This window comes from Streptomyces sp. NPDC060000 (assembly GCF_042737375.1).
GTDB lineage: Bacteria > Actinomycetota > Actinomycetes > Streptomycetales > Streptomycetaceae > Streptomyces.
Genome location: NZ_JBHWUU010000013.1, coordinates 32,618 through 55,750, shown reverse-complemented (window position 1 = coordinate 55,750; position 23,133 = coordinate 32,618). Strand labels below are relative to the sequence as shown.

Sequence of the window (23,133 nt, the reverse complement as noted above, 5' to 3'; positions counted from 1 at the left end):
TGCCATGAGTGCATTCATGTACGCAGCGACGCGGACTCCGTTCGGTCGCTTCAACGGCGCGCTGGCCGGCGTCCGACCCGACGACCTCGCCGCTGCCGCGATCACCTCGACGCTCGCCGGGGTGCCGGGCCTCGAGCGCGCCGCGATCGACGACGTGGTGTGGGGCAACGCCAACGGCGCCGGCGAGGAGAACCGCAACGTCGGCCGCATGGGGGCGTTGCTCGCCGGGCTTCCTGCCAGCGTGCCCGGCACCACGGTGAACCGGCTGTGCGGTTCGAGCCTCGACGCGGCGATGATGGCCGGCCGGATGATCGAGTCGGGCGATGCCGAGGTGGTGCTGACCGGCGGCGTGGAGTCGATGACGCGTGCGCCGTGGGTGCTGCCCAAGTCGGCGAAGCCGTTCCCGGCCGGCGATGTCACCGCGGTCTCGACCACACTCGGCTGGCGGCTGGTCAACCCGCGGATGCCGAAAGAGTGGACGGTCAGCCTCGGCGAGGCCAACGAGCAACTCCGGGAGCGCTTCGGGATCTCCCGCGAGCGGCAGGACGAGTTCGCCGCCCGCTCCCATCAACTCGCCCACGAGGCATGGGAGTCGGGCTTCTACGACGACTTGGTGGTGCCGGTCGAAGGTGTCGACCTGACCCGCGACGAGAGCATCCGAGCCGGATCCACTCCGGAGGTGCTGGCCGGACTCAAGCCGGTCTTCCGTACACCGGACCAGGGCGGCACCATCACCGCGGGCAACGCCAGCCCGCTCAACGACGGTGCCTCCGCGGTGCTGTTGGGCAGCGAGAAGGCCGCGGCCACGATCGGGGCCGACCCGATCGCCCGCATCGCCGGGCGCGGCGTGATGGCGCTGGAGCCGCAGGCCTTCGGATATGCCCCGGTCGAGGCGGCGAACCGTGCGCTGGCCAGGGCCGGGATCCGCTGGGACCAGGTGGGCGCGGTCGAACTCAACGAGGCCTTCGCCGTGCAGTCGCTCGCCTGCCTCGACGCATGGAAGGTCGACCCCGCCATCGTCAACCAGAAGGGCGGCGCCATCGCGATCGGGCACCCGCTGGGCGCCTCGGGCGGTCGCATCCTCGCCACGCTGGCCAAGGTGCTGCGCGCGACGAAGCAGCGCTACGGCGTCGCCGCCATCTGCATCGGGGTCGGTCAGGGGCTGGCCGTCGTACTCGAGAACTGCGACGTCACGGAGGCGGCCCGGTGAGCAGGGCGGAGATCGTCGACAGCGCCGACGCGGCGGTCGCCGGGATCGAGGACGGCTCCACCGTCCTCGTCGGCGGCTTCGGCTTGGCCGGCATGCCGTTCGATCTGATCGAGGCGCTCATCCGGCAGGGTGCGAAGGACCTCACGATCGTGTCCAACAACGCCGGCAACGGTGACGTCGGGCTGGCCGCGCTGCTGGCCGCCGGCCGGGTGCGCAAGGTGCTCTGCTCCTTTCCGCGCCAGTCCGACTCCTGGGTCTTCGACGGTCTCTACCGCGAGGGCAAGATCGAACTGGAGGTGGTGCCCCAGGGCAACCTCGCCGAGCGGATGCGTGCGGCGGGTGCCGGCATAGGCGCGTTCTACTGCCCGACCGCGGTCGGCACGCCGCTGGCCGAGGGCAAGGAGGAGCGTGAGATCGACGGCCGGAAGTACCTGCTGGAGTACCCCATCAAGGGCGACTACGCGCTGATCGGCGCGCACGTCGCGGATGCGATGGGCAACCTCGTCTACCGGAAGACCGCCCGCAACTTCGGACCGGTCATGGCCACGGCCGCGACGACGACCATCGTCCAGGTCGACGAGGTCGTCGAGCCCGGGACGCTCGACCCCGAGGCCGTCGTCACCCCGTCCATCTACGTCGACCGGGTCGTCCAGGTCGAGGCCCGCCACTACACCGTCCAGGGGGCACGATGACCACCACTTCGAGCGGCCAGGCGTACGCCGGGGCGCCGAGGAGCGCCGACCACCGGCTCTCGATGGACGAACTGGCCGCCGTCATCGCACGCGACATCCCGGCCGGCGCCTTCGTCAACCTCGGTATCGGGCAGCCGACCAAGATCGCCGACCATCTGCCGGCCGACTCCGGGGTGGTGCTGCACACCGAGAACGGCATGCTCAACATGGGCCCGAAGGCCGAGGGCGACGCGGTCGACCCCGACCTGACCAACGCCGGCAAGGTCCCGGTGACCGAGCTGCCGGGGGCGGCGTACTTCCATCACGCCGACTCCTTCGCGATGATGCGCGGCGGGCACCTCGACGTCTGTGTCCTCGGGGCGTACCAGGTCGCGTTCGACGGCGACCTCGCCAACTGGACCACCGGTAGGCCGGACGACATCCCTGCCGTCGGCGGGGCCATGGATCTCGCCATCGGCGCCAAGGACGTCTACGTGATGATGACGCTCTTCACCCGCTCCGGTGAGCCGAAGCTCGTGTCCCGGTGCACCTACCCCCTTACCGGCGTCGGCTGCGTCAGCCGCGTCTACACGGACCACGGCGTCTTCGACGTCGGCCGCGACGGTGTGCGGATCCGGGAGACGTACGGCGTCGGCGCCCACGAGCTCGCGGAGCGACTGGGCATCACGCTTCCCTGAACGGAGATGGGTCGGCGCTGACGCGGCTCCCGGTTCAGGGGTCCTCGACCAGGTCCTGTCAGGACAGAAGCTGACGGGCCGTGGTCCAGGTGGCAGGTTGGTCGCTGGTGGGGCCGGGCGCCGGACAGTCGACCAGGACGTCCAGATGGGCCGTGAGGTTCTTGGAGGACGACACGAGGTTGGAGGCCATCGCCCGACCGGTGGAGGCTGCGTAGTCGCGGCCGCGGTTGTCGTCGAGGTGGCCGAGACCGCGGCCGAGGTGCCTGGCCGCGGGTCGGTTGCCGGTGCCCTGGTGGGCGGGCTGCCCCTGGGTGTGTTGACGGAGCTGGTGCACATCCCCGAGCTGGTGGTGATCCTGCTCGTTTCACCGCCGGGACCTTCGGGTCACCGGCTTCCGTCGAACGGCGGCGACGAGCCGTTCGACGACCTCGCGGATCTGGACCGTGCTGGACCTGGTTCCGCAGGGCGCTGAATTCCGGGCCGTCGTCGCCCGGGCGCACGCCGCCAGGGGGCCGATGGACCGCCGGTGGGGAGTCCGGCGGGCCATCGGTGACTCGGTTGTCCGGTCAGGGGGCGATGTCCCACTGCTGGCAGACGTTGTCGAGCTGCTGCCACTGGCGGACCACGGTGCCGTTGGCCGTTCCGCAGTTCGCGACGTCCAGTGTCATGCCGGTGTTGACGTTGGTGAGGGTGTAGTGGGTGCCGACCTTGGTGACGTCCCACTGCTGGCAGTTGTTGCCGAGGGAGGCCCACAGCTGGACGGCCGTGCCGTTGGACTGCGCGCAGTTCTTGTCGTCCAGGACCGTGCCGCTGTTGACGTTGGTGATGGTGTAGTGGCCGTTGCCCGCGCCGGCGAACTTCCACTGCTGGCAGGTGTTGCCGAGTGAGGACCAGAGGTCGATCGAAGTTCCGTTGGCCGTTCCGCAGTTGACCGCGTCAAGGACCTTGCCGGAGTTGGTGTTGGTCAGCCGGTAGGCGGTGCCGGCGACGGGGAAGGTGGCGGTCGGGGTGGTGTAGGCGACGGAGGTGATGTTGGCCTGTACGGCGTTGTCGGTGGCGTCGGTCGGGTAGCCGGAGGTCATGACGCCTTCGAAGAAGGAGCCGTCGGACCCGTTGCTGTTGTCACCGCCGGTGCCGAGGACGATGGCGCCCTCGGTCTGCATCGGGGTGTATCCGCCGAGGTTGGGAAGGGCTCCGTTGTAGAAAGTGCTCAGAGAGCCCGATAGGGAGTTGCCTCCCTTGATCGCGTAGGTCGTCGTGCCGTTGTTCTTCTCCATGGCGGTGACGTACGCGCTGGAGATGCCGGTGTTGCCCGAGTAGGAGCCGTTCGCTCCGAAGAACAGCCCGTTCTCCAGGTCCGCCTCGACCCAGGGGCCGGATCCGTTACCGGTGCAAGAGAACCAGCACGCTGTGCCGAAGTAGATCGCGTCCATGTGGCCGTTGCCGGTGTCGTTGCCGGACGTCTCGGCGTTGCCGTAGTCGAAGCAGCAGCGGTTGTTCACGTGGTGGCCGCTGGTCACCATGTACGCGCCCTCGGGGGAGCTTCCGGTGGCGATGCCCGTGGTGCTGTTGTCGCGGTAGCCGACGCCTGCGGAGACGAAGACGCCGTACGCGGCGTGGCCGCCGACCGTGACCGGGAGGGCGTTGGCGATCGCGCCCACGTCCTGCCCGCCGTTGCCGCCCGGCCCCTCGATGGTCAGGTCGTTGTGGTTCGAGCTCTGGTCGTAGATCTTGGTGATGATGCAGGTCGTGCCCGAGCAGAAGGAGTCCTGTGTCGCCGCGTTGGCGTAGCCTCCCGCGCTGAGGACGCCGATGTTGGTGGTGGTGGAGTCCGAGGCGCGCTTGACCTGGTAGAGAGAGCCGTTGTAGTTGGCGTAGAGCGCCCGGGTGGTGCTGTGCGCGGCGGCACAGGGCGTGCCTGCGGAGGCGTAGATGTCGCACGGCAGCGACGAGGCGGCCTGGGCAGTGCCCGCAGTGCTGATGACTCCGGCCAGGAGGCTGGCGAGCAGTGCGAGGACTGCGCCCACCACCCTCAGCCGGAGCCCTCTCAGGTGTCTGGCTATCACTGTGAACCTCTTCCGTCTTGCGTTCTTCTCTGGCCCGGCGCCGGATGCGCAGAGAGCCAGGGGGGACGTCCACCCGCCGGAGCGGGGGAATTGTGAGCGCTAACAATCGAGGCTTCGGATGCCACCACTCATCCGAGCTCCAGGGGACGGGGGCGTGGCCGGGTCACCGACGGCTGTGTTGGAGGTGGACCAAGGATTTTCCTGCGCCGTTCTCATGCGATCGGTGGTGATCGACCGGTCCCGCGACTCCGTCTTTTTACGCTGGCGTGAACAGCGGGTCAACACTCCTGAACAGTCAAGAGTGTGGAAACAAAGGCCATGCACTTCCTTGACCCTGGTGTCCGGCCGTGCCGGAACGCTGTTGTTTCGTCAAAGAATTACCTGATCAGAGGCTTTCGGTGATCTGACGCCCTGTTCGCAGTCACCGAGTTCGAGCGTGGCGGAGCCTTGACCCGCTCGGAATGTGTGCGCTAACAATCCTTGACGGCTTGCCGGATTACCCCGGAGAAGGAAACCGTCCGGAAACGTGTTGGCGCGTCAGGAGGTGGAGCGTGAGGGGAGATCGTCCCCCGGTGACGGCGGGCGTTGCCCGGGCCGCTGGCGTCTCGCACCAGACCGTCTCGAGGGTCCTCGAACGACCACCCGAACGTGCGGCCCGCGACCCGGCACCGCGTGCTCGCCGCCGTCGGTGAACTCGGCTGCCGCCCCAACGCCGCCACCCGCACCCTGGCGGCCCGCCGCACCCGAAAACCCTGTGCCTGCCCGGTGAGGGTCGTGGAGAGGAGGCCGACCGATCGCACCGCGGGCCGGACGACTTGGACTCTCCCGGCCCAACACCCGTACCCACACGGCACGATGGAAAGCCGACCCGGCGAAAGCCAGGGCGGCCTCAGGTCACGTGAGTTGCCTCTGATGTCGTGGAACCGGTCTGGTTCCAGAGCTCCTTCCTCCCCATGGCCACGGTGTCCTCGTCGCGCTGAGTGGCCCGCCGAACCGGTTGGCGGCAGGACCAGCCGCGACGGCACCGGAGCGGGCGCCGTCGCGGCCGGCCCACCCCGGTCTCACGCGCAGAGTTCGCCGTCGATCAGGCCGTTCCCGGGCCTGTTGGGTGGACGAGTCCGACGAGCGTCGCCGGTTGCGTCGAGGACGGACTACGGCCCGGCGGCCGTCCGCGCTGAAGCCGTCTCGGGTCGTGTGGCCGGGCAGGTCGCCCTCTGACCGTGGTAGGCGCCGCCGCAGGACAGCGGGTCCGGGTCCATCAGGGGCTGATGGACCCGGAGTCGACCGCGCGACAGTGACCGAGGTGCGCCGCCAGGAGGGTTGCTCAGCGGCGGCGGGTCCAGGAAGTGGCGAGTGGAGCGGCGCGGTAGCCGGGGACCGATGCCGCGCTGAGGTTCCGTGCGGCCGCGGCCGGCTCGAAGGGTGCGGGGGCGAGCTGCACGCAGGCGGTCTTCGGCTGCGTGGTGCTCTGCCCGAACCGGCAGGCCACGCCCGTCAGTTTGATGGTGATGAAGTCGGCGATCTGGGCGCCGAACCGGATGGGCTTCCCGTTGATCTTGATATCGCCGACGGCGAAGTCCTTGTCCTGGGGCACCTCGTAGACGAACCGCACGGGATGGGTCGCGTCGCCGCGCTGCCTGATCCAGTAGTCCCCGGGGTCGGAGTCGTCCGGGGTGACCCAGCCGTCCGTGGACAGTTTGTCGAAGTAGAGACCGACCGGGTCGGCGAGGGAGACGGCCGCCTTCTGCCGGGCGAGGCCGTTCACGGCTCCGCCGATGTGCGGGTCGCTGTTGCGCTCGGGCTCGCCGTACTTGCTGCACTGGACGAGTTCCTGCTCGGTGATGAGCTCGTGGCCGTCGATGACCCGCACGACGGTGGCAGCGGCGGCGAGTTCGATCTCGGCGCCCAGGGTGTTGTTGGGCTGGATCAGATGCATGGCGCCGTCCGTCGTGGAGTCGTTCCACCGGTTACGGGGGTTGTAGGTGCCGGTGGCTCCGAAGAGGTCGCTGTGCTGGACGTTCGGGTTGATGTGCGTCTGATACAGCTTGAGCACCTTGGCGGGGTTCGACTGGGCGAGCAGATGCCAGTACTCGGGGCCCTCACAGGTGAACATGACCTTGGTGATCTTCTCGTCGGCATCGCGGGTGACGCTCCACTCGCAGTACTCGTCCTGGACGTCCCGGCTGGCGTCGGCCCGCTTCCACCGCTGGGCATCGGCCAGTGACTGGATCTTGACCAGACGGGGGAAGGCCGTCCAGGTGACGGTCGCCTCCTGGGCGTCAGCCGCTGTGTCGGTCTTGGTGAGGTTGTAGAACTGGCTGCGAGGACTGTCGTTGAGCACCTTGTGGGGATCAGGGCCCGCGATCGAGTGGTCGACCCGGTCACTGATGAACATGTTCCAGGCCTTCAGGCCGGTCTCGTCGAGATCGTCGAGGTGTCCGGGCGGGCCGTAGGAGGCGAGCAGGCTCATGGGGCACTCCTTCGCTGAGAGGTGGCCGCGGATGGACGAGCCGCGGACGGCGGCGGTTGTCAGGAGGTGGGCGCGACCGTTCCGTCGTCGTTCATCCCGAGCCGCGGGACGTCCGCGGCGATGTTGGTGGTCGGCAGCGTCAGCTCGAACTCGTTGAGGCGCATCGCCTTGAAGTCGCGGCGGCGGGACTCTGCCAGCCGGACGTAGTCGTCGAAGCCGGCCGATTCGCGGATCCGTCGGCCGACGTGACCGAGGTAGTCGTCGATCCGCTGGGCGAAGGCCTTGGGCCAGGTGTCGTCGGCAAGGGCCCAGTCGGCGGCGAAACGGCCTTCAGGGCTGCTGGACGGCTGACTGCCAGCAGCTTCCACGATCGCCAGCGCGACGTGGTCCTGCAGCTCGGTCATGGCGGTCGGCGTGGTGGGTACGTGGGCCATCAAGCGAGCCCGGACGGGGCTGAAGACGGGATTGGTGAAATCGACCATGAGCGCGCAGGCGGCGAACTTGGGTGTGATCAGGCCCTGTTCCACCATCTGCCGCACCACGTCGTTGTCCTCGCAGGCGGCCTCCGGGACGACGAACGCGAAAAAGGTGTCCCCAGGCTGGGAGAAATGGCTGCTCTGCTCCTCCAGGGCGAAGTCGAAGGTTGCCAGGCTCGCCACGTAGTGGGCGGCGGGCGCCCTGGGTGGAAGGGCGGCCGTGACGGGCAGTTCGAGATCACCCAGGAGCGCGTCGCTGTTCAGCCAGAAGCCGGGGGGCGGGATCAGATCACCGCTGGAGGGGGTGACCGTCGAACTCTGGGTCGCCGTACTCGCCAGGTTCACGGCGGTCGTGGTGAACAGATGGCGCATCAACTGCTCGGGATGCTCCACGGTGCCGTCCTGCGTGACGGCTGCCAGGCGGGCGGCCGTCCAGCGGCTGACCAGCGCACGGACGGTCAGCTCGAGGTTCTCGGCGCCGATGACCTGCTGATACAGCGGGTCGGCACGGAAGGGATCGTCCGGGGCGAGCCGAACCGTCGCCGCCTGGGACTGCCAGTTGGCCCAGGGCTCTTTCAACTCCTTCATGACCACACTGCCGTTGATGTGGCTGTCGAAGCAGCCGTGGCCGCGGGAGCCGGGGGCGAGAGCGGACCAGGAGTTGCCCGCCCACACCCACACGGGACTGATCCGCATGTAGTAGTTGAAGACTCTCGCGGCCGGGTCCCAGGCAACAACCTGCAGGAACGTCGCGGCCGGATCCTCGTTGGCCCCTGTGCTCACCAGCAGGTCCACGTCCCGGCCGGTGACGGCGCGGGCGACGGCGAACCGCATGGCACGCGGCAGCTCGGCGGCGGAGCCGGACGGAATCTGCCCGGCCTCACCGATCAGATAGACGGACTGGTTCTCCTTCGTCGCCGGCTGGGGCAGCCCGGCGAGGACATCCTGCACCGTCAGTGGGAAAGTGCCTTCGCGGAAGAACACCGCGGCCATCGGATCACCCAGCGCGGCCAGCTCATGGGCGTCCAGCGGTCGGGCCTGCCGGTCGACGCCCACCACGAAGCGGTACAGCCCCGGTGCCTGCCGGTCGTGGACGTCCGCGTCACCGAGGGCGTCCACGACCGCGCGGCTCGCGGTGCGAGCGATTCCAGAGGGGGAACCGCAAGTCTCCGCGGTACGAGCCTGCTGCGACCAGGCGGTTGCCCGGCGATGCTCTCGTATGCCGTCCACCGACTCGGCCTTTCGTCGCCTGCATCAGTCCAGCGAGGTGGCAGCGGTGCATCAGGGATCGAGTGCCGCGCACTCCACGACCAGTCTGCCTCGCCCGAGGACGTGCCGCATCCCGCGCCGTGGCCGACGGCACACGTGGCTAGTGGTGGCCGTCAGGCCCGCCCGTGCACAGGGAGACGTTCAGCTCCTGAAGTACCTTGGCGATCGGATTGCCGACCGTGTTCGACCCCGCGCCGGCGAAGAGCAGCGCCACCACGAAACCCTGCTCGTCGACGATGACGGAACCCGAGTCACCGTGGTCGGAGAAGACGGAGTCGGGGGAGGTGGCGGCCGTGACGCTCACCTGGTCGCGCAAGGTGCGCACGCCGATGCCGTCGCCGTAGGGCACCTGGATGGTGGCCGAGATTCCGTCGACCGAGCCATGGGTCAACTCCGTCGTCCGCCCGCGCTTGCGTACGGCCATCCCGAGTGCGGCGGGCTTCGTTCCCCGCACGCCGCCGATGTCGACGACGTCACACGACGTCTGCCGGTCCTCGTCGATGGAGACCACCGCGCCGTCGACGTGATCGGAGAGGACGAGGCGCAAAGTGGCTCCGAACTCGTCCTGGGGGACCTTGCCGTGCTCGATACGGCTGGGCTGCACCATGCGGTCGCCCACCTGGCCCGTCGAGTCGACGGCGGCGACGTGGAAGTTGGTCAGCGCCGCACGGGACCCGGTCTCGTTGTCGATGACGACGGCTCCGAGCGTGCCGGCGAAAATGCTGTCGTCGATGGCCCTGCTCGGACCCATGCTCACGCCTCCCTGAAGGGGAGAGTAGTGCTTGGCGTCCGCCAGCAAGGACCTCGCGGGAACAGAGGTGACGTGGAGCTCGTAGGCACGTTCCACCACGTCGGTGATGGCGCCGTGGATCTCCAGGGGGACTCTCTGGTCGGGCGGTATGTCATCGGTCTTCCGCGCCACATGGACGCGTACGGCGATCTGGTCCGTGAGCTCGCCGCCGACTTCCTTGTAGCCGACGTCGATTCCGGTGACGCCGGTCTGGTCGATGTAGCGTTGTTCGACCTGCTGCTTGATGGCGACGAGTTGCTCAATCGTTGACATCACGCACTCCTTCGGTCGTCATGGCATCACATATCACGCTCCCACGGCTGCCGCGGCTTCGCTCGCCGACCTGTCTGAACAGGGTGATCCCAGCCCAGAGCGCGCATAATGAAGGAGTGGAGATGACCCTCGAACAGGCGCTGTCCATTCAGCGCCGTCATGAACCGGGCATCCTGTCCTTGCCGTCCGTGACCGGTATCGGCGTGAAACTCCGGGACGACAGGCTCGTGTTGGAGGTCACCGTCGACCCGGAGGCCGAAGTGCCCGCGCAGTTGCAGGTCCCGGACGTCGAGGGACTGCCGCTGGCCGTGGAAAAACGCCGGTATGAGGCGCAGTAGCAGGCGGCAGGAAAGAAGGTCGCTGGGCAATCCCGTGACCTCGTGACACTCCGTGGCTTCGGCGCGGAAAAGCGATCCGGAATCAAAGACCGCGGAGTGTTGACACGTGGAATTTCCGACGTCGGTGTGCCGCGACCGTGTTGTTGGTTAGGGTGGCGAGTGAAGGCTCCGATGCCGTTGGGCAGAGTGAAGGACAGGCTGGCGGGTTCGGGGCCGCACGGGCCCATGGCTCCAACGCGGGTCGAGTCAGACACGACGGGGGAGGGCTTGCCGGTGGGGAGTCGGCGTCAGCCGAAGCCGAAGGCCAGGTCGACCAGCGTCAGTGGCGTGGGATCGCCTGGCCGGAGTGGGCCAGGAGGTCGGCCGGCCCGGTTCGCTCTTGACGTGCTTGCAGTCTTGCTCGGTTCAGCCGTGCGCAGTCCGTACATCTGACGGTCCCGGCCATTTCGGCGGGCGGCAGCGGGCAGTTCTCGGGCCGCGGCAACGCGGTAGCGGCGGGTCGCATGGCGTCGGCCCCGACGGGAGGGGGAGGTGCATCGCATCAGGGGACCGGGACATCGTGTGACCGGCCGGTCGGCACCCGCGGTGCTGCCCTCGGCGCTGCGCGTGTGGCTCGGGCTGATTGCGGCCCTCGCCGCTCTGATGGTCGTCGTGCTCGGGGTCCTGTATGCCGGCGACAGCGAGCCCGGCACGGTGGACGCGCGGATCTCGGCGGCGGTGTACGGGGTGGGGCCGCCGTGGCGGTACGTCGCTCAGGCCTTGGACTTCTTGGGGGAGCCCGTGGGATCGGCGATGGTGATCGTGGCCGCCGTGACGGGCTGTCTGCTGCTTCGGCGTCCGCGCGCAGCGGTGCTCGTCGTTGTGGGCGCCGGCATGACCGTGGGGACGGCGACACTGCTCAAGTCCCTGGTGGGACGCACCATCCACGACGGGAACCTGTCCTACCCGAGCGGGCACACCGCCTTCGCCACCGCGCTCGCTCTCGTGGTGGCGCTGCTCGTGACGGGCCGGCTCGGCCTCGGCAGGACGGCCGGCACGTCTCTCGTGCTCGCCGCGGCGCTGGTCGCCGGCGCCGCCATGGGCTGGGCGCAGGTCGCCCTGGGCGCGCACTACCCGACCGACGTCCTCGGCGGTTTGTGCACCGCGCTGGCAGTGATACCGGCGACCGGGTGGCTGGTCGACCGGATGGCTGACCAGCTGGTCGATCGGACGGCCGACGCCGGTCGGCGGGAGCGCCGCTGACGTCACGTCACGCCAAGCGGCGGAACACGGGCTTCACCGGTCGTCCGGCCAGCCAGGGGGTGGGGTCGGCGGCGTCCAGTGCCTTCCGGTACACCGCGCATGCCTGAGCGACCACGTCGACGGTGTGATCGATGTCGGCCTCGTCGAGTGCGCTGCTCACCACGAACGACGGGGCCAGCACCCCGCCCGCGAGGAGCCGGCGCAGGAACAGGGTGCGGTACAGCTGCGACGGCTGCCGGTTCTCGTCGAGGGTGGCGAAGACCAGGTTGCTGGCCCGGCCCCGGACGACGATGTGGTCGCCGACGCCCATGGCGGCCGCGGCTTCGCGGACACCGGCGGCCAACCGCTCGCCGAGGGTGTGCAGCCGCGCGGTGACGCCCTCTTCGACATAGGTGTTCTGCACGGCCATCGCGGCTGCCAGGGAGTGCGTTTCCGCACCGTGCGTGGTGGACAGCAGGAACACCCGGTCACCGGAGTGACGCAGTCCGCCCAGCTTCATCAGATCGCGGCGCCCGGCCAGCGCGGAGACGGCGAATCCGTTGCCCAGCGCCTTGCCGAACGTGGAGAGGTCGGGGACGACGCCGTACAGGCCCTGGGCGCCCGCCTCGGACCAGCGGAAGCCGGTGATCATCTCGTCGAAGATCAGTACGCAGCCGTGCCGGTCGGCCAGCTCGCGCAGACCGGCGAGGTACCCGGGCGGCGGCTCGGTGTGGGTGGCGGGTTCGAGGATCAGGCAGGCGACCTCGTCCTGGTACCGGGTGAGCAGCTCCTCCGTGGCGGCCAGGTCCCCGTAAGGGAACGCCACGGTGAGCTCGTTGGTCGCCGCCGGAACTCCGGCGGACATCGGCGTGGTGCCGATGAACCAGTCGTCGACGGAGAAGAACGGATGGTCGGCGCAGAGGGCCACCCGCGGGCGCCCGGTGGCGGCGCGGGCGAGGCGCACCGCGGCGGTGGTGGCGTCGGAGCCGTTCTTGGCGAACTTCACCATCTCGGCGGTCGGCACCGTGGCCAGGAAGCATTCCGCGGCTTCGACCTCCACGATGGACGGCCGGACGAAGTTGCTGCCGCGGTCGAGTTGCCGTCGCACCGCCTCGATCACGCGAGGGTGGGCGTGGCCGAGGCTGACCGAGCGCAGGCCGGAGCCGTACTCGACGTAGCGGTTGCCGTCGATGTCCCACACATGGGCACCGCGGCCGTGGCTGATGACCGGGGCCAGGTTCTCGGGGTACTGGTCGTCGCCCTTGGCGTAGGTGTGTGCGCCGCCGGGGATCATGGCGTGCAGCCGCTCGTTCGCCATCCGCGACCGGGGCAGGAGGAACTCTTCGGTGGCTTCGGTGTTCACGCCGACCTCAACTCTCTTTGTGCTTCAGGACCTCGGCGAGGCTCGGTGCCTCCCGGTCCCGTTGGGACATCGATGTGACCGGCAGCGGCCAGGGAATGGCGAGCTCCGGGTCGTCGAAGGCGATCGTCACGTCCTCGGCCGGATCGTGCGGGCGGTCGATCCGGTACGAGACGTCGGCGGTTTCGGTCAGAGCCTGGAAGCCGTGCGCGCACCCCGCCGGGATGTACAGGGTCCGCTGCGTGTCGTCGGACAGCTCGAAGAAGGCCCGGTTGCGGTAGGTCGGCGAGTCCGTCCGCAGGTCCACTACGACATCGAAGATCCTCCCGTACGAGCACCGCACGAGCTTGGCCTCGCCGGCGCCGGAGCGCAGGTGCAGGCCGCGCAGCACGCCCCCGACCGAGCGGGACAGGCTGTCCTGGACGAAGGCGTACGGGTCGAGGCCCACCGAGCGGACCACGTCGGCGTCGAAGGTACGGCAGAAGAAGCCGCGCTCGTCGGCGTACGGCGTCGGCTCGAACAGGTACGCGCCGGCGATCGCCGGGACTTCGGTCGCCTTCATGGAGCCTTCCGGAGGGTGGTGGTGTGGTCGGTCGCCGGGAACAGGGCCGCTGTCAAGGAGTTGAACTGGTGCTCGAGTCGCCGGGTGGCGGCCAGGTTCCGCTCGGTGAGGGTCTGCCGCAGTTCGGCCGAACGCTTCTCCAGCGCACGGAACTGCTCGAGCAGCCGCTCGGCGTCGACCTCGCGCGCCGGGTGGCAGTACGCGCCGAGGCCCATCTCCGCCATGAGCGCGTCGCTCTTCGCCGCGTAGCAGAGAGCGAGCACCGGCGTAGCGGTCTTCAGCGCGCAGATCAGGTTGTGGTACCGGATCGCCACCACGCTGTCGGCAGCGGCCATCTCCTTCATCAGGTCGGCCAGTGAGGACGGCTCGGCAGCGGTGACCAGCGGCGAGTCCACCGCCTCGAGGATCGCGGCGACCACCGACGCGTCGCACTCGTCACCGGTGAGCAGCCGGACGGTCCTGCCCTCCTCGACCAGCGCGCGGACGAACCGGACCGTCCCGTCGAGGTAGCGCCGGTATATCTCGTCGGCCCGGGCGCGATCGTCGTTGCCGCCGTGGAAGTCCATGACGCCGACGCAGACCGGGCCCGGCGGGGCCGACGGGTCCGGCGCGCTCGCTCGCGGCGTCGGCAGGGCGAACGCGAGGTCCGGGTGGACCTCGTCGCGCGTGGTGTCCACGCCCATCGCCCGCATCGCGTCGCGGGACGGGGCGTCCCGGTACGAGCGGTAGGCGGCCAGCCGCGCCGACCAGCGCACCAGGGTCCGGGTCGGCCGGTTGCCGATCGCGGCGGCGCCGACGCCGACCAGCGCGACCCGGGTGCCGAACAGCCGGCCACTCGCGCAGAGCAGGAACAGCGAGTACGGGAAGCCCCACGGCCGCAGCGGGAGCGTCGCCTCCAGGACGCCCATGCCCGGCACGATCACCACGTCGTGCCGGCGCACCCAGGCAGCGGTGCGGAAGACGTCGACGAGTTTGCCCAGACCCTTCGCCGCGATCGCGCCCGCACGCGACGCGGTCCGGTACTCCCCGCGGTACCAGTGCAGCCGCGTCGCGGGGATCCCGAACCGGGCCGTCACGGCCTCGGGGCCGCCGCACAGCGCGTCCACGGGCGCCTCAGGGTGTTCGGCGCGGAGGTACCCGAGCACGGCTTCGAGCGATCCGTCGTTGCCGAGGTTGCCGGAGCCGAGCAGGCCGAACACCCCGACGCGCACCGGGGCCCTGTCCGCGGCCGTCATGCCTGCCTCCCCTCACGGCCGGCGACGAGGGCGTCGACGGAGACCGTGAGCAGGCCCGGATCGACCGGGGCGCGGTCCTCGATCCGCTCACCGGCGCCCGGCCGGACCCGGCTGGTCATCCACGCGGCCAGGTGGCGGTAGCACGCGCGCCGGTCGGCCGGGGACAACGGCGCCCGCCGGATCGCCGCGACGAAGCCCCACATGTACTCGGCGAGCAGCCGGGGCGTCGGGTGCAGCGGGCCCGCCCGGCGCGGGTCCAGGTTGACGCACCGGGCGCGCTTGCCGGGATTCGCCCGCTCGGCGCGCGTGGGGTGGTCGCGGCGGAAGTACAGCAGCTCCGGCACTTGGTGGAAGGGCCCGTGCAGGGTGATCTCGGCGACGAACGTGCGGTCCGCGTGGTGGTAGCTGTCGAGCGGCTTCACCCGGCGCAGCATGTCGGCCCGCATCACCCCGTAGAAGTCGTCGCCACCCGGCTCGAACAGCAGACTGCGAAAGCGCTCCGGCGCGTGCGGAGAGTCGGTGGCGAGCCCGTACTGGTAGGGGACCTTCACCTGGCCGTCGCCGTCGATGACCGCCTGGCCGGTGTGCGCGAGGATCACGTCGGGCCGCTCGTCCAGCGCCTCAACGCAGCGCAGCAGCAGGTCGCGGCCGTACAGGTCGTCGTGCGAGGCCCACTTGAACAGCTCGCCGCGGGACTCGGCGAACACATGGTTGTGGTTCGGCGTGGCGCCGATGTTCCGGGGCAGCCGCAGGTACCGGATGCGCGAGTCCCGCGCGGCGTACCTGCGGCAGATCTCCTCGGTCCCGTCGGTCGAGGCGTTGTCGGAGATGACCAGCTCGAAGTCCTCGTAGGTCTGGCCGAGCAGGGCGTCGAGCGACTCGGTGAGGTACTCCTCGCCGTTGTACACGGGCAGGCCGATGCTCAGCCTGGGTCGGTCGGTCATGACGTCCTCACTTCGGGGATGGGATCGCGGTGGCGCTCGCGCAGGGCGGACCGCAGTTGCAGCCACCACACGGCCGAGCCGCTGACGGTTGCGGCGGCGACGCCCCAGGCCGAGCCGACCGTGCCGGCGGCGGCCGCCCCACCTAGGCCGCCGCTGACGTAGCAGGCGGAGGCGAACAACTGGCAGCGCAGGCCGCGCCGGGCCGCGCCGAGGGCGCGCAGCCCGGCCGCCGCGCCGGTGCCGAGGCCCGCGCCCGCGACGCCGAGGGTGATGGGCACGATGAGCTCCGAGGCGGAGTGCCAGACGCCGCCGAGCACCAGCTCGCCGAGCCGGCCGGGCATCAGCAGCAGCGCCGCGCCCCAGATCAGGGCGCCGGCGGCCTGCCCCCCGCCGAGCAGGAGGCAGAACGTGCCGAGCCGGTGCGGGGCCTGCCGTAGCACCCGTGCCGCCTCCGGGACGGTGACCAGCGAAAGCCCCATGAGCACCGCCAGGAACGGGCCGAGCAGGAGCTCGGCGCCCCGCACCGCGCCCACCGCGCCGACCCCGACGATCGCGCCGAGCCCGTACGCCCGCAGCTGGCTCGCGCCACTGAGGCTGACGTTCTCGGCCAGGTACCGGTAGCCGAGATCGCGCTGCTCGCGAAGCCATCCGCGCGCCTCGGTCGTCCGGGGCCGGATGCCGGACTGGAGGTAGCCGTACCCCGCCGCCACCGTGGCGGACGCGCCCCAGGCGAGCACGAAAGCGGCCACGCTGCCCATACGGGCCGCCACCACCAGCGCCGGGACGAGCGCGACACCCCACACGACGTCGTTGACGAACGCCTTCCGCCCGGTACCGGCGGCGAAGAACGAGAACCGCCAGGCGTCCTGGAGCAGCAGCCCCGGCAACATGACGCCAAGGGCGGCGAACGCGGGTCCCACCCGGCCGCCGAGGCCGAGCCCCGCCACCAGACACGCCGCGCCGAGGGCGGCACCGACGCCGAGCGCGGTACCCGTCGACCGGGTCACCGCCCCGCGCCAGGACGCGTCCGGCACGCCGCTGAAGCGGACCACGAGCGGATCGGTGGCCAGCCCGCGGGAGACGTTGAGCACCACGCCGTAGGTGACCCAGGCGAGGCTGAACACGCCGAACGCGGTCACCCCCAGTGAGCGGGCCACATAGATGCCCACCGCGAAGTTGCTCACGCTGGAGGCCGCCTGGTCGGCCAGTCCCCAGGACAGCCGACCGACGAGGGCCCGCCTGGCGGACCCGGCCGGTGCCGTCGCCTTCTCCCCGTCGGTGGTCATCGGCGTCACGCCTTGATCAGCTCGGCGCCGTGCAGGGCGCCTGCCGCGGCGGCGACGGTGTCGAACGGCAGCCCGGACCGCTCGGCGACGTCCAGCAGACTGTGTTCGCCGTCGGAGAGGCTGAGCACCCAGAGCATGGCCAGCTGGGCCTGTTTCGCGTCGCTGCGGCCGCCGAGCGAGTCGTACAGCCCACGCCGGCCCAGCTGCGGTTCGCCGTAGGGGCTGAGGTTGACGTACCGCCGGTTGCGGTCAAGGACGGCGAATGCCTCGCGGCAGACGGCGAGCGTGTCCGCCATCGCCTCCGGGGAGACGAAGTCCAGGTTGTCCGCCGAGGTGTGGTACTCGGGGTAGCCGGCGTACGGGGTCCGGCTGAGCGAGCCCACGCCGAGATCGAACCCGGGCGAGCAGAACTGCCGCTCGTCGTAGCCGTACGGAGTGAACTCGGCGATGTGGTGCGGGCGTTCGGAGGCGTCCAGCACATGCCGCATCACCCGGTCGATCTCCGCGTCACCCCGCCGGCTCTGTTTGTACGTCAGCCGGCCAGGGTCGCCGGCGCAGGCCAGCACCAGCCCGTGCTTGACCCGTTCCACCCGCTCGGCGTTGCGGGCCAGCCAGGTGATCGCCCCGATGGTGCCGGGCGCGAAGATGAACCGGTAGGTGTAGTACGGCTTCCGCTCCGCCAGTGCCCGGGCCAGGAATGTCGCCACCGCGATGCCGGCCAGGTTGTCGTTGGCCAGCGACGGGTGGCAGACGTGGCAGGAGACGATGACCTCGTCGGCGACCTGCCCGGGGACCACGTGCTCGGCGTAGGTGAGGTGGCCGTCGGAGAGTGTGGAGTCGACGCGCACCTCGTACTCGCCGTCCGGCATCGCGTCCAGGGTCTCCTGGGCCAGGCAGAACCCCCATTCCGGCTGGTAGTAGCTGGTCCGGTACGGCACCCAGGCCGGGTGGTCCGGCAGGGTGTGCAGGTGTCCGCGCAGCTCGGTCAGCGGCATGGTCGCCGACACCGGCACGCTGTAGCCGAGCACGTGCAGGCTGGACGCGGCGAAGTCGACGACCCGGTTGCCCGCGGTGTCGGCGATGTACGCGTCCCGGATGTTCCACTCCTGCGGCACCGTCCAGTCGAGCACCTGGGTCCCGGTCGGCACCTCGTGCACCTGTAGCGGGACGTACTCGCCGACGATGTCCAGGGTGGCGCGCACACCGTCGCCGGTGATGCTCCGGCACAGCGGGTACAACCGCTCCACCAGTGCGTGCATCTCTTCGCCGGTCGAGGTCATCGGCGCCACCGCAGGGTTTCGTCGACGGCGCCGGATTCGGACGCCGCGCTCAGCACGGCCAGCCGGGTGAAGCGTCGCTCGAAGTCCTCCCGGGTCAGCCCGTGTTTCCGGTAGGCGTCGGCGAGTTCGAGCGCGCCCTGCTTCACCGTCCACTCGCAGTCGAAGCCGGGTACCGCGGCCCGGAACCGGGAGAAGTCCACCCGGTACGACCGCGGATCGGCACCGTTCTCCCCGGTGATCACCACCTTCGCACCGGACACCGCCTCGGCGACCTGGTCGGCGATCTCGGCGACCGTGACGTTGTTGATCTCGCTGCCGATGTTGAACGCCCGGTCGTGCACCGATTCGCGCGGTGCCACCAGCGCGGCCGTGAAGGCCCGTGCGATGTCGGCGGCGTGCACCAGAGGGCGCCACGGGGTGCCGTCGGAGAGCACAAGGACTTCGCCGGACAGAAGGGCGTGCCCCACCAGGTTGTTCAGCACGATGTCGGCGCGCAGCCGGGGTGAGAAGCCGAAGGCGGTGGCGTTGCGCATGTACACCGGGCTGAAGTCGCCGTCGGCGAGCGCGTGCAGGTCGTCCTCCACCCGCACCTTGGACTCCGCGTACGGCGTCACCGGGCGCAGCGGGGCGTCCTCGGCCACCAGGTCGTCCCCGCCGGCGGCGCCGTAGACCGAGCATGTCGACGCGTACAGGAAGCGCCGCACTCCGGCGTCGCGGGCCAGCCGGGCCAGCCGCACGGACGCGTGGTGGTTGATGTCGTAGGTGAGCTCCGGCGCCAGCGATCCCAGCGGGTCGTTGGACAGCGCGGCGAGGTGGATCACGGCGTCGACGCCGGCCACATGCTCGGCTGTGACGTCGCGCAGGTCGACCCGCCGCCCCGGCGGGTCCGCGGGCGTCGGGCCGAGCACGCAGTCGGCGAACAGGCCGGCGTCAAGACCGACGACCTCGTGCCCGGCGGCCGCGAGGACCGGGGCCATCACGGTGCCCAGGTAGCCCTGGTGCCCGGTCAGCAGTACGCGCAAGGTTCATTCCCCCAGGTCGAGAGTGAGTTTGGTGACGGCGAACGCCTCGGCGTAGCGCGCGTTGCTTTCGATACCGCGGATCCGGGCCAGCCCGAGGAAGGCCTCCCGGTCGTACCAGGGCCGGTGCTGCTGCGAGGGGTAGTGCTCCTGCAGCAGCCGCACCTTCTGTTCGGCGATCTCCGGCGACAGAGGCTGGTACGCCGCCGGACGGCCGAGATCGCCGTCCCACTTGACGATCTCGTAGCCGAGCACCAGATGGTCGCGGAACGCGGTGGTCATCAGCTTCGCCAGACCGCGGTGGTCCTGGTGCGCGTCATCGGTGCGCGGGGCCAGCACGAGATCCGGCTCGGTCTGCGCGCGCAGCTCCTCGACCGCGGCCTTGGCCTCGTCCCAGTGCGCGGGCAGCCGGCCGTCCGGCAGCTTGTGCACGGTCAGCCGCAGGTCGGCGCCCGGGCAGAAGGCGGCGAGCGCGGCCTGCTCCTCCTGCTCCCGCTCGCTGCCACCGCCGGAGAGCACCAGCGCGTCGACGCGGATACCCGGCCGCGCGAGGCACAGCGTCAGCAGCGTGCCGCCGGCGCCGATGGCGATGTCGTCGCAGTGCGCGCCCACCGCGACGATCCGGTCCAGGCGCCCGGCCCCGAGCCGGATCACGCGGTCCTCGCCCCGGCTCTCGCACCCGCGCCGTCCCGTTCCCACACGGCCCACGGGCGGTCGCCCCGGGTGTAGGCGTCGTCGAGCGCGGCCCGCTCCTTCACGGTGTCGGTCGGCTTCCAGAAGCCGCGGTGCTGGTGCGCCACCAGCCGGCCGCGCTTGGCCAGTTGGGCGCATCCGTCGCCGACCAGGTCCCCGTTCTCCGGGATGTGGTCGAAGACCTCCTGGCGGAGCACGAAGTAGCCGCCGTTCTCCCACAGCGGCATGTCGCTCACCGCGGTGATGCCCCCCACCAGGCCGTCATCGCCCAGATCCACGCAGTGGAACGAGGACTGCGGCGGCACCACCATCATCGACGCTCCGGCGTCGCGCCGGGCGAACTTGTCGATCATCTCCGGCAGCGGGGCATCGGTGAGCACATCCGCGTAGTTGGCGAGGAACATCTCGTCGCCGTCCAGGTGGTGCCGCACCCGGCGCAGCCGCTCCCCGATCGGTGACTCGATTCCGGTCTGCGCGAACGTGATCGTCCAGGAGGCGATGTCGGTGGACAGCAGCTCGGTCTGCCCGCCCCGCAGCACGAAGTCGTTGGACGTCGTCTCCTCGTAGTTGAGGAAGAAGTTCTTGATGTGGTGAGCCCCGTACCCGAGGCACAGGATGAACTCCGTGTGCCCGAAGTACGCGTAGTAGCGCATGACGTGCCAGATCAGCGGTCGCGGGCCGACCATCGCCATCGGCTTGGGCACGTCGTCGGAGGCTCCGCTGCGCATCCGCAGCCCGTAGCCGCCGCAGAACAGTACGACCTTCATGCCTTGACCTCGACAATGCTCAGTTCCGGTATGGGAAAGACCAGTCGGCCGCCCCAGGCGTGCACGAAGGACAGCTGCTCGACCAGCTCGGCCCGCAGGTTCCACGGGAGGACGAGGACGTAGTCCGGTCTGTCGGCGGCTATCTGCTCGGGCGGCAGGATCGGGATGCGGGTGCCGGGGGTGAACCTGCCGTGCTTGTAGGGGTTGCGGTCGACCGTGTACGGGAGCAGGTCTGGCCGGATGCCGCAGTGGTTGAGCAGGGTGTTGCCCTTGCCCGGGGCGCCGTAACCGACGACCTTCTCGCCGCGCTCGGCCGCCTCGATGAGGAACCGCAGCAGGTCCCGGCGCACCTTGGCCACCCGAGCGGAGAACTCGGTGTACCCGGACAGCTCCTGGAGCCCGGCGGCCTTCTCCCGGTCCAGCACCTCGGCCACCCGCGAAGTGGGCTCGCCGGCCACCTCGGCCGGCCGGGCCCACAGCCGGATCGATCCGCCGTGCGTGGGCAGCAACTCGACGTCCACGAGCGCGAGTCCGCCGCTCGCCAGCGCCCGGATCGCGGACGCCACCGTGTAGTACTGGAAGTGCTCGTGGTAGATCGTGTCGTACTGGTTCTCCTCGATCAGCGTCAGCAGGTGCTGCACCTCGATGGAGACCCAGCCGTCGTCGGCGACCAGGGCGCGCAGCCCCTGGGTGAACCCGACCACGTCGGGGATGTGCGCGTACACGTTGTTGGCCACGACCAGGTCCGCCGGGCCGTGCTCGGCGCGGACGGCGGCGCCGCTGTCCGGGTCCAGGAACGCCGTGAGCGTGGGTACGCCCGCGTCCCGCGCCGCGGCGCCGACGTTCACCGAGGGCTCGACGCCGAGGCAGCGGATCCCGCGGTCCACCACATGCCTCAGCAGGTAGCCGTCGTTGCTCGCGACCTCGACCACGAAGGCGTCGGAGCCCAGACCCAGCCGCCGCACGGCGTCGGAGACGAACGTGCGCGCGTGCTCCACCCAGGAGGTCGAGTAGGACGAGAAGTACGCGTACTGCGTGAACGTCTCCTCCGGCGTGATCAGCGGAGGGATCTGCGCGAGCCAGCAGTCGGTGCAGACCCGCAGGTGCAGCGGGTACGCCGGCTCCGGCCGGTCCAGTTGGTCCGCGGCGAGAAAGCTCTCACACGGCGGGGTCGCTCCAAGATCGACGACGCTCGTCAGCGCCGCCGAGCCGCAGAGTCGGCATCGTGTCATCAACTGCCCCCATCCCGCTCGCCCGGGTGCCCCCGCCGCGAGCCAGTGCTTTTGTCCCCTACCGGCGGCGGGCTGTCCCCGCCGCCGGACCGACCCGCGATCGCGGTGCGGTACCCGTCCACCAGGCCCTCAAGGCCGACAGCCGGGCTGAAGTCCTGCTCGTATCGGCGCCGGGCCGCCTGGCCCATCTCCCGGTTGCGTGCCGGCTCGGCCGTGACGCGGCGCAGGCAGGACGCCAGCGAGGCGACCTCACCCGGCCGGTGCAGCAGCCCGGTCACCCCGTCCTCGACGAGTTCGACGAAGGCGCCGTGACCGGCGGCGACGGCCGGGACCCCCGCCGCCATCGCCTCCACGACCACCAGGCCGAACGCCTCCAGCCACGTGGAGGGAGCCACCACGGCGACCGACCGCGCGATGGCCTCCCGGCACTCCGCCTGGTCGTACAGGCCGACGTACCGGACGTCGTCCCGGCCCGCCGCCCAGGCGGTCACCTCCTGTTCCAGTGGCCCCGTGCCGGCGACCACGAGCGGTACGCCCACACCACCGCCGGCGGCGAGCTCGTCCCACGCGGCCATGAGCAGCCGCACGCCCTTGGCCTCCGCGAGCCGGCCGAGATAGAGCAGATGCTCGCCGGCGCCCTCTCGGCGGACGCCCGGTTCGGGCACGAAGTTGTGCTTCACGGCCAGTCGCCCGGGTGGCATGCCGGCCCGCACCAGGACGTCGCGCTGCGCCGCGGAGATGCAGAAGAACCGCTCCACGCCGGACCACCACCGCTGCCGGTTGACCGACAGGCTGACCGCGAGCGGCACCGTCGCCAGCCGGGAGCTCCGGTAGCAGCCGTGCCGGACGGCGGGCAGCGGCGCGGACCCGACGCACTCGGTGCACGGCCGGCCGTCCCGCTGCAGCGTGCCGGGCGGGCAGACCTGGGTGTAGTTGTGCAGGGTGGCGACGGCGGGCACGCCGGCGTCGCCACAGGCGGCCAGCACCGCCGGCGACAGGAGCGGGAAGACGTTGTGGACGTGCACCACGTCCGGCCGCTCGGTGCGAAGCCGGGCGGCGAGCTCCGCGCGGACCGCCGGGTTCCACGGCACAAGCAGCGGTATCGCGACCTTGCCCAGCAGGGACCGGGCTGCGATGTCGTCGCTGCGTCGCTCGAACACCTCGACCCGGTGACCGGCCCCGCGCAGCAGCGCCACCTCCTGGTCGACGACCTTGTTCTCCCCGCTCGGCTGCGCCGAGGCGTAGCGGTTGTGCACCACGAGGACGTGCATGC

General features: G+C 70.5%; 21 protein-coding genes and 1 pseudogene. 6 read left to right on the top strand and 16 right to left on the bottom strand.

The window, feature by feature from the left end:
• The first annotated feature begins 4 nt into the window (after positions 1–4).
• From ACFWBB_RS09785 to ACFWBB_RS09775, 3 genes are read left to right on the top strand one after another with little or no spacing between them, the layout of a single operon-like run.
• Positions 5–1,210, top strand: a complete 1,206-nt coding sequence (locus ACFWBB_RS09785; protein WP_385268964.1) for a thiolase family protein — start codon at positions 5–7, stop codon at positions 1,208–1,210.
• Complete coding sequence (locus ACFWBB_RS09780; protein ID WP_385268962.1) at positions 1,207–1,902, top strand: 3-oxoacid CoA-transferase subunit A; 696 nt, start codon at positions 1,207–1,209, stop codon at positions 1,900–1,902. The genes ACFWBB_RS09785 and ACFWBB_RS09780 overlap by 4 nt, the downstream gene beginning before the upstream one ends.
• On the top strand, positions 1,899–2,579 hold the full coding sequence (locus ACFWBB_RS09775) for a 3-oxoacid CoA-transferase subunit B (RefSeq protein ID WP_385268960.1): 681 nt from the start codon (positions 1,899–1,901) through the stop codon (positions 2,577–2,579). The genes ACFWBB_RS09780 and ACFWBB_RS09775 overlap by 4 nt, the downstream gene beginning before the upstream one ends.
• A 58-nt stretch (positions 2,580–2,637) precedes the next feature.
• Here ACFWBB_RS09775 and ACFWBB_RS09770 read toward each other — a convergent pair whose 3' ends face one another.
• Both ACFWBB_RS09770 and ACFWBB_RS09765 read right to left on the bottom strand, forming a co-directional pair.
• On the bottom strand, positions 2,638–2,913 hold the full coding sequence (locus ACFWBB_RS09770; RefSeq protein WP_385268958.1) for a hypothetical protein: 276 nt from the start codon (positions 2,911–2,913) through the stop codon (positions 2,638–2,640).
• Positions 2,914–3,145: 232 nt separating this feature from the next.
• Positions 3,146–4,606 (bottom strand): arabinofuranosidase catalytic domain-containing protein, encoded by a 1,461-nt coding sequence (locus tag ACFWBB_RS09765; protein ID WP_385268956.1) that lies wholly within the window; start codon positions 4,604–4,606, stop codon positions 3,146–3,148.
• A 590-nt stretch (positions 4,607–5,196) separates the two neighbouring features.
• On the opposite strand from ACFWBB_RS09765, the pseudogene ACFWBB_RS09760 reads away from it, so the two are divergent.
• A pseudogene (locus ACFWBB_RS09760) lies at positions 5,197–5,392 on the top strand (LacI family DNA-binding transcriptional regulator); the annotation flags it as partial.
• A 577-nt stretch (positions 5,393–5,969) separates the two neighbouring features.
• Here the strand turns inward: ACFWBB_RS09760 and ACFWBB_RS09755 are convergent.
• From ACFWBB_RS09755 to ACFWBB_RS09745, 3 genes are all read right to left on the bottom strand, one after another.
• A complete protein-coding gene (locus ACFWBB_RS09755; RefSeq protein WP_385268954.1) occupies positions 5,970–7,115 on the bottom strand; it encodes a hypothetical protein in 1,146 nt (381 codons plus the stop codon).
• Positions 7,116–7,174: 59 nt separating this feature from the next.
• The gene (locus ACFWBB_RS09750) at positions 7,175–8,710 is read right to left on the bottom strand and encodes a hypothetical protein (protein ID WP_385268952.1); all 1,536 of its coding nucleotides are present in this window, start codon (positions 8,708–8,710) and stop codon (positions 7,175–7,177) included.
• A gap of 250 nt (positions 8,711–8,960) precedes the next feature.
• Positions 8,961–9,923 carry a hypothetical protein gene (locus ACFWBB_RS09745; protein WP_385268950.1) on the bottom strand — a complete coding sequence of 321 codons (963 nt, stop codon included), beginning with the start codon at positions 9,921–9,923 and terminating at the stop codon, positions 8,961–8,963.
• 122 nt (positions 9,924–10,045) lie between these two features.
• Between ACFWBB_RS09745 and ACFWBB_RS09740 the strand changes: the two genes are divergently transcribed.
• Together ACFWBB_RS09740 and ACFWBB_RS09735 are read left to right on the top strand one after the other, a co-directional pair.
• Positions 10,046–10,261, top strand: a complete 216-nt coding sequence (locus tag ACFWBB_RS09740; RefSeq protein ID WP_385268948.1) for a hypothetical protein — start codon at positions 10,046–10,048, stop codon at positions 10,259–10,261.
• Positions 10,262–10,822: 561 nt separating this feature from the next.
• Positions 10,823–11,503 carry a phosphatase PAP2 family protein gene (locus tag ACFWBB_RS09735; protein WP_385268946.1) on the top strand — a complete coding sequence of 227 codons (681 nt, stop codon included), beginning with the start codon at positions 10,823–10,825 and terminating at the stop codon, positions 11,501–11,503.
• Positions 11,504–11,510: 7 nt separating this feature from the next.
• On the opposite strand, the gene ACFWBB_RS09730 is transcribed toward ACFWBB_RS09735, so the two are convergent.
• From ACFWBB_RS09730 to ACFWBB_RS09680, 11 genes are read right to left on the bottom strand one after another with little or no spacing between them, the layout of a single operon-like run.
• Positions 11,511–12,845, bottom strand: coding sequence for a glutamate-1-semialdehyde 2,1-aminomutase (locus tag ACFWBB_RS09730; RefSeq protein WP_385268944.1), 1,335 nt, complete (start codon positions 12,843–12,845; stop codon positions 11,511–11,513).
• A 7-nt stretch (positions 12,846–12,852) separates the two neighbouring features.
• Positions 12,853–13,404, bottom strand: coding sequence for a dTDP-4-dehydrorhamnose 3,5-epimerase (rfbC, locus tag ACFWBB_RS09725; protein ID WP_385268942.1), 552 nt, complete (start codon positions 13,402–13,404; stop codon positions 12,853–12,855).
• Complete coding sequence (locus tag ACFWBB_RS09720) at positions 13,401–14,639, bottom strand: polysaccharide pyruvyl transferase family protein (RefSeq protein ID WP_385268940.1); 1,239 nt, start codon at positions 14,637–14,639, stop codon at positions 13,401–13,403. The genes rfbC and ACFWBB_RS09720 overlap by 4 nt, the downstream gene beginning before the upstream one ends.
• The gene (locus ACFWBB_RS09715; RefSeq protein ID WP_385268938.1) at positions 14,636–15,583 is read right to left on the bottom strand and encodes a glycosyltransferase family 2 protein; all 948 of its coding nucleotides are present in this window, start codon (positions 15,581–15,583) and stop codon (positions 14,636–14,638) included. The genes ACFWBB_RS09720 and ACFWBB_RS09715 overlap by 4 nt, the downstream gene beginning before the upstream one ends.
• Positions 15,580–16,869 carry a hypothetical protein gene (locus tag ACFWBB_RS09710; protein ID WP_385268936.1) on the bottom strand — a complete coding sequence of 430 codons (1,290 nt, stop codon included), beginning with the start codon at positions 16,867–16,869 and terminating at the stop codon, positions 15,580–15,582. Before ACFWBB_RS09710 ends, ACFWBB_RS09715 begins: the two co-directional genes overlap by 4 nt.
• Positions 16,870–16,874: 5 nt before the next feature.
• Positions 16,875–18,158, bottom strand: a complete 1,284-nt coding sequence (locus ACFWBB_RS09705; RefSeq protein ID WP_385268934.1) for a DUF4910 domain-containing protein — start codon at positions 18,156–18,158, stop codon at positions 16,875–16,877.
• Positions 18,146–19,171 carry an NAD-dependent epimerase/dehydratase family protein gene (locus tag ACFWBB_RS09700; protein WP_385268932.1) on the bottom strand — a complete coding sequence of 342 codons (1,026 nt, stop codon included), beginning with the start codon at positions 19,169–19,171 and terminating at the stop codon, positions 18,146–18,148. The genes ACFWBB_RS09705 and ACFWBB_RS09700 overlap by 13 nt, the downstream gene beginning before the upstream one ends.
• Positions 19,172–19,174: 3 nt before the next feature.
• Positions 19,175–19,822: a PIG-L deacetylase family protein gene (locus tag ACFWBB_RS09695; RefSeq protein ID WP_385268930.1), complete on the bottom strand. Its 648-nt coding sequence runs from the start codon at positions 19,820–19,822 to the stop codon at positions 19,175–19,177.
• Positions 19,819–20,628 carry a glucose-1-phosphate cytidylyltransferase gene (locus ACFWBB_RS09690; RefSeq protein WP_385268928.1) on the bottom strand — a complete coding sequence of 270 codons (810 nt, stop codon included), beginning with the start codon at positions 20,626–20,628 and terminating at the stop codon, positions 19,819–19,821. The genes ACFWBB_RS09695 and ACFWBB_RS09690 overlap by 4 nt, the downstream gene beginning before the upstream one ends.
• The gene (locus tag ACFWBB_RS09685) at positions 20,625–21,860 is read right to left on the bottom strand and encodes a class I SAM-dependent methyltransferase (RefSeq protein WP_385268926.1); all 1,236 of its coding nucleotides are present in this window, start codon (positions 21,858–21,860) and stop codon (positions 20,625–20,627) included. Before ACFWBB_RS09685 ends, ACFWBB_RS09690 begins: the two co-directional genes overlap by 4 nt.
• Positions 21,860–23,131 carry a glycosyltransferase gene (locus tag ACFWBB_RS09680; protein ID WP_385268924.1) on the bottom strand — a complete coding sequence of 424 codons (1,272 nt, stop codon included), beginning with the start codon at positions 23,129–23,131 and terminating at the stop codon, positions 21,860–21,862. The genes ACFWBB_RS09685 and ACFWBB_RS09680 overlap by 1 nt, the downstream gene beginning before the upstream one ends.
• Positions 23,132–23,133 lie beyond the last annotated feature (2 nt).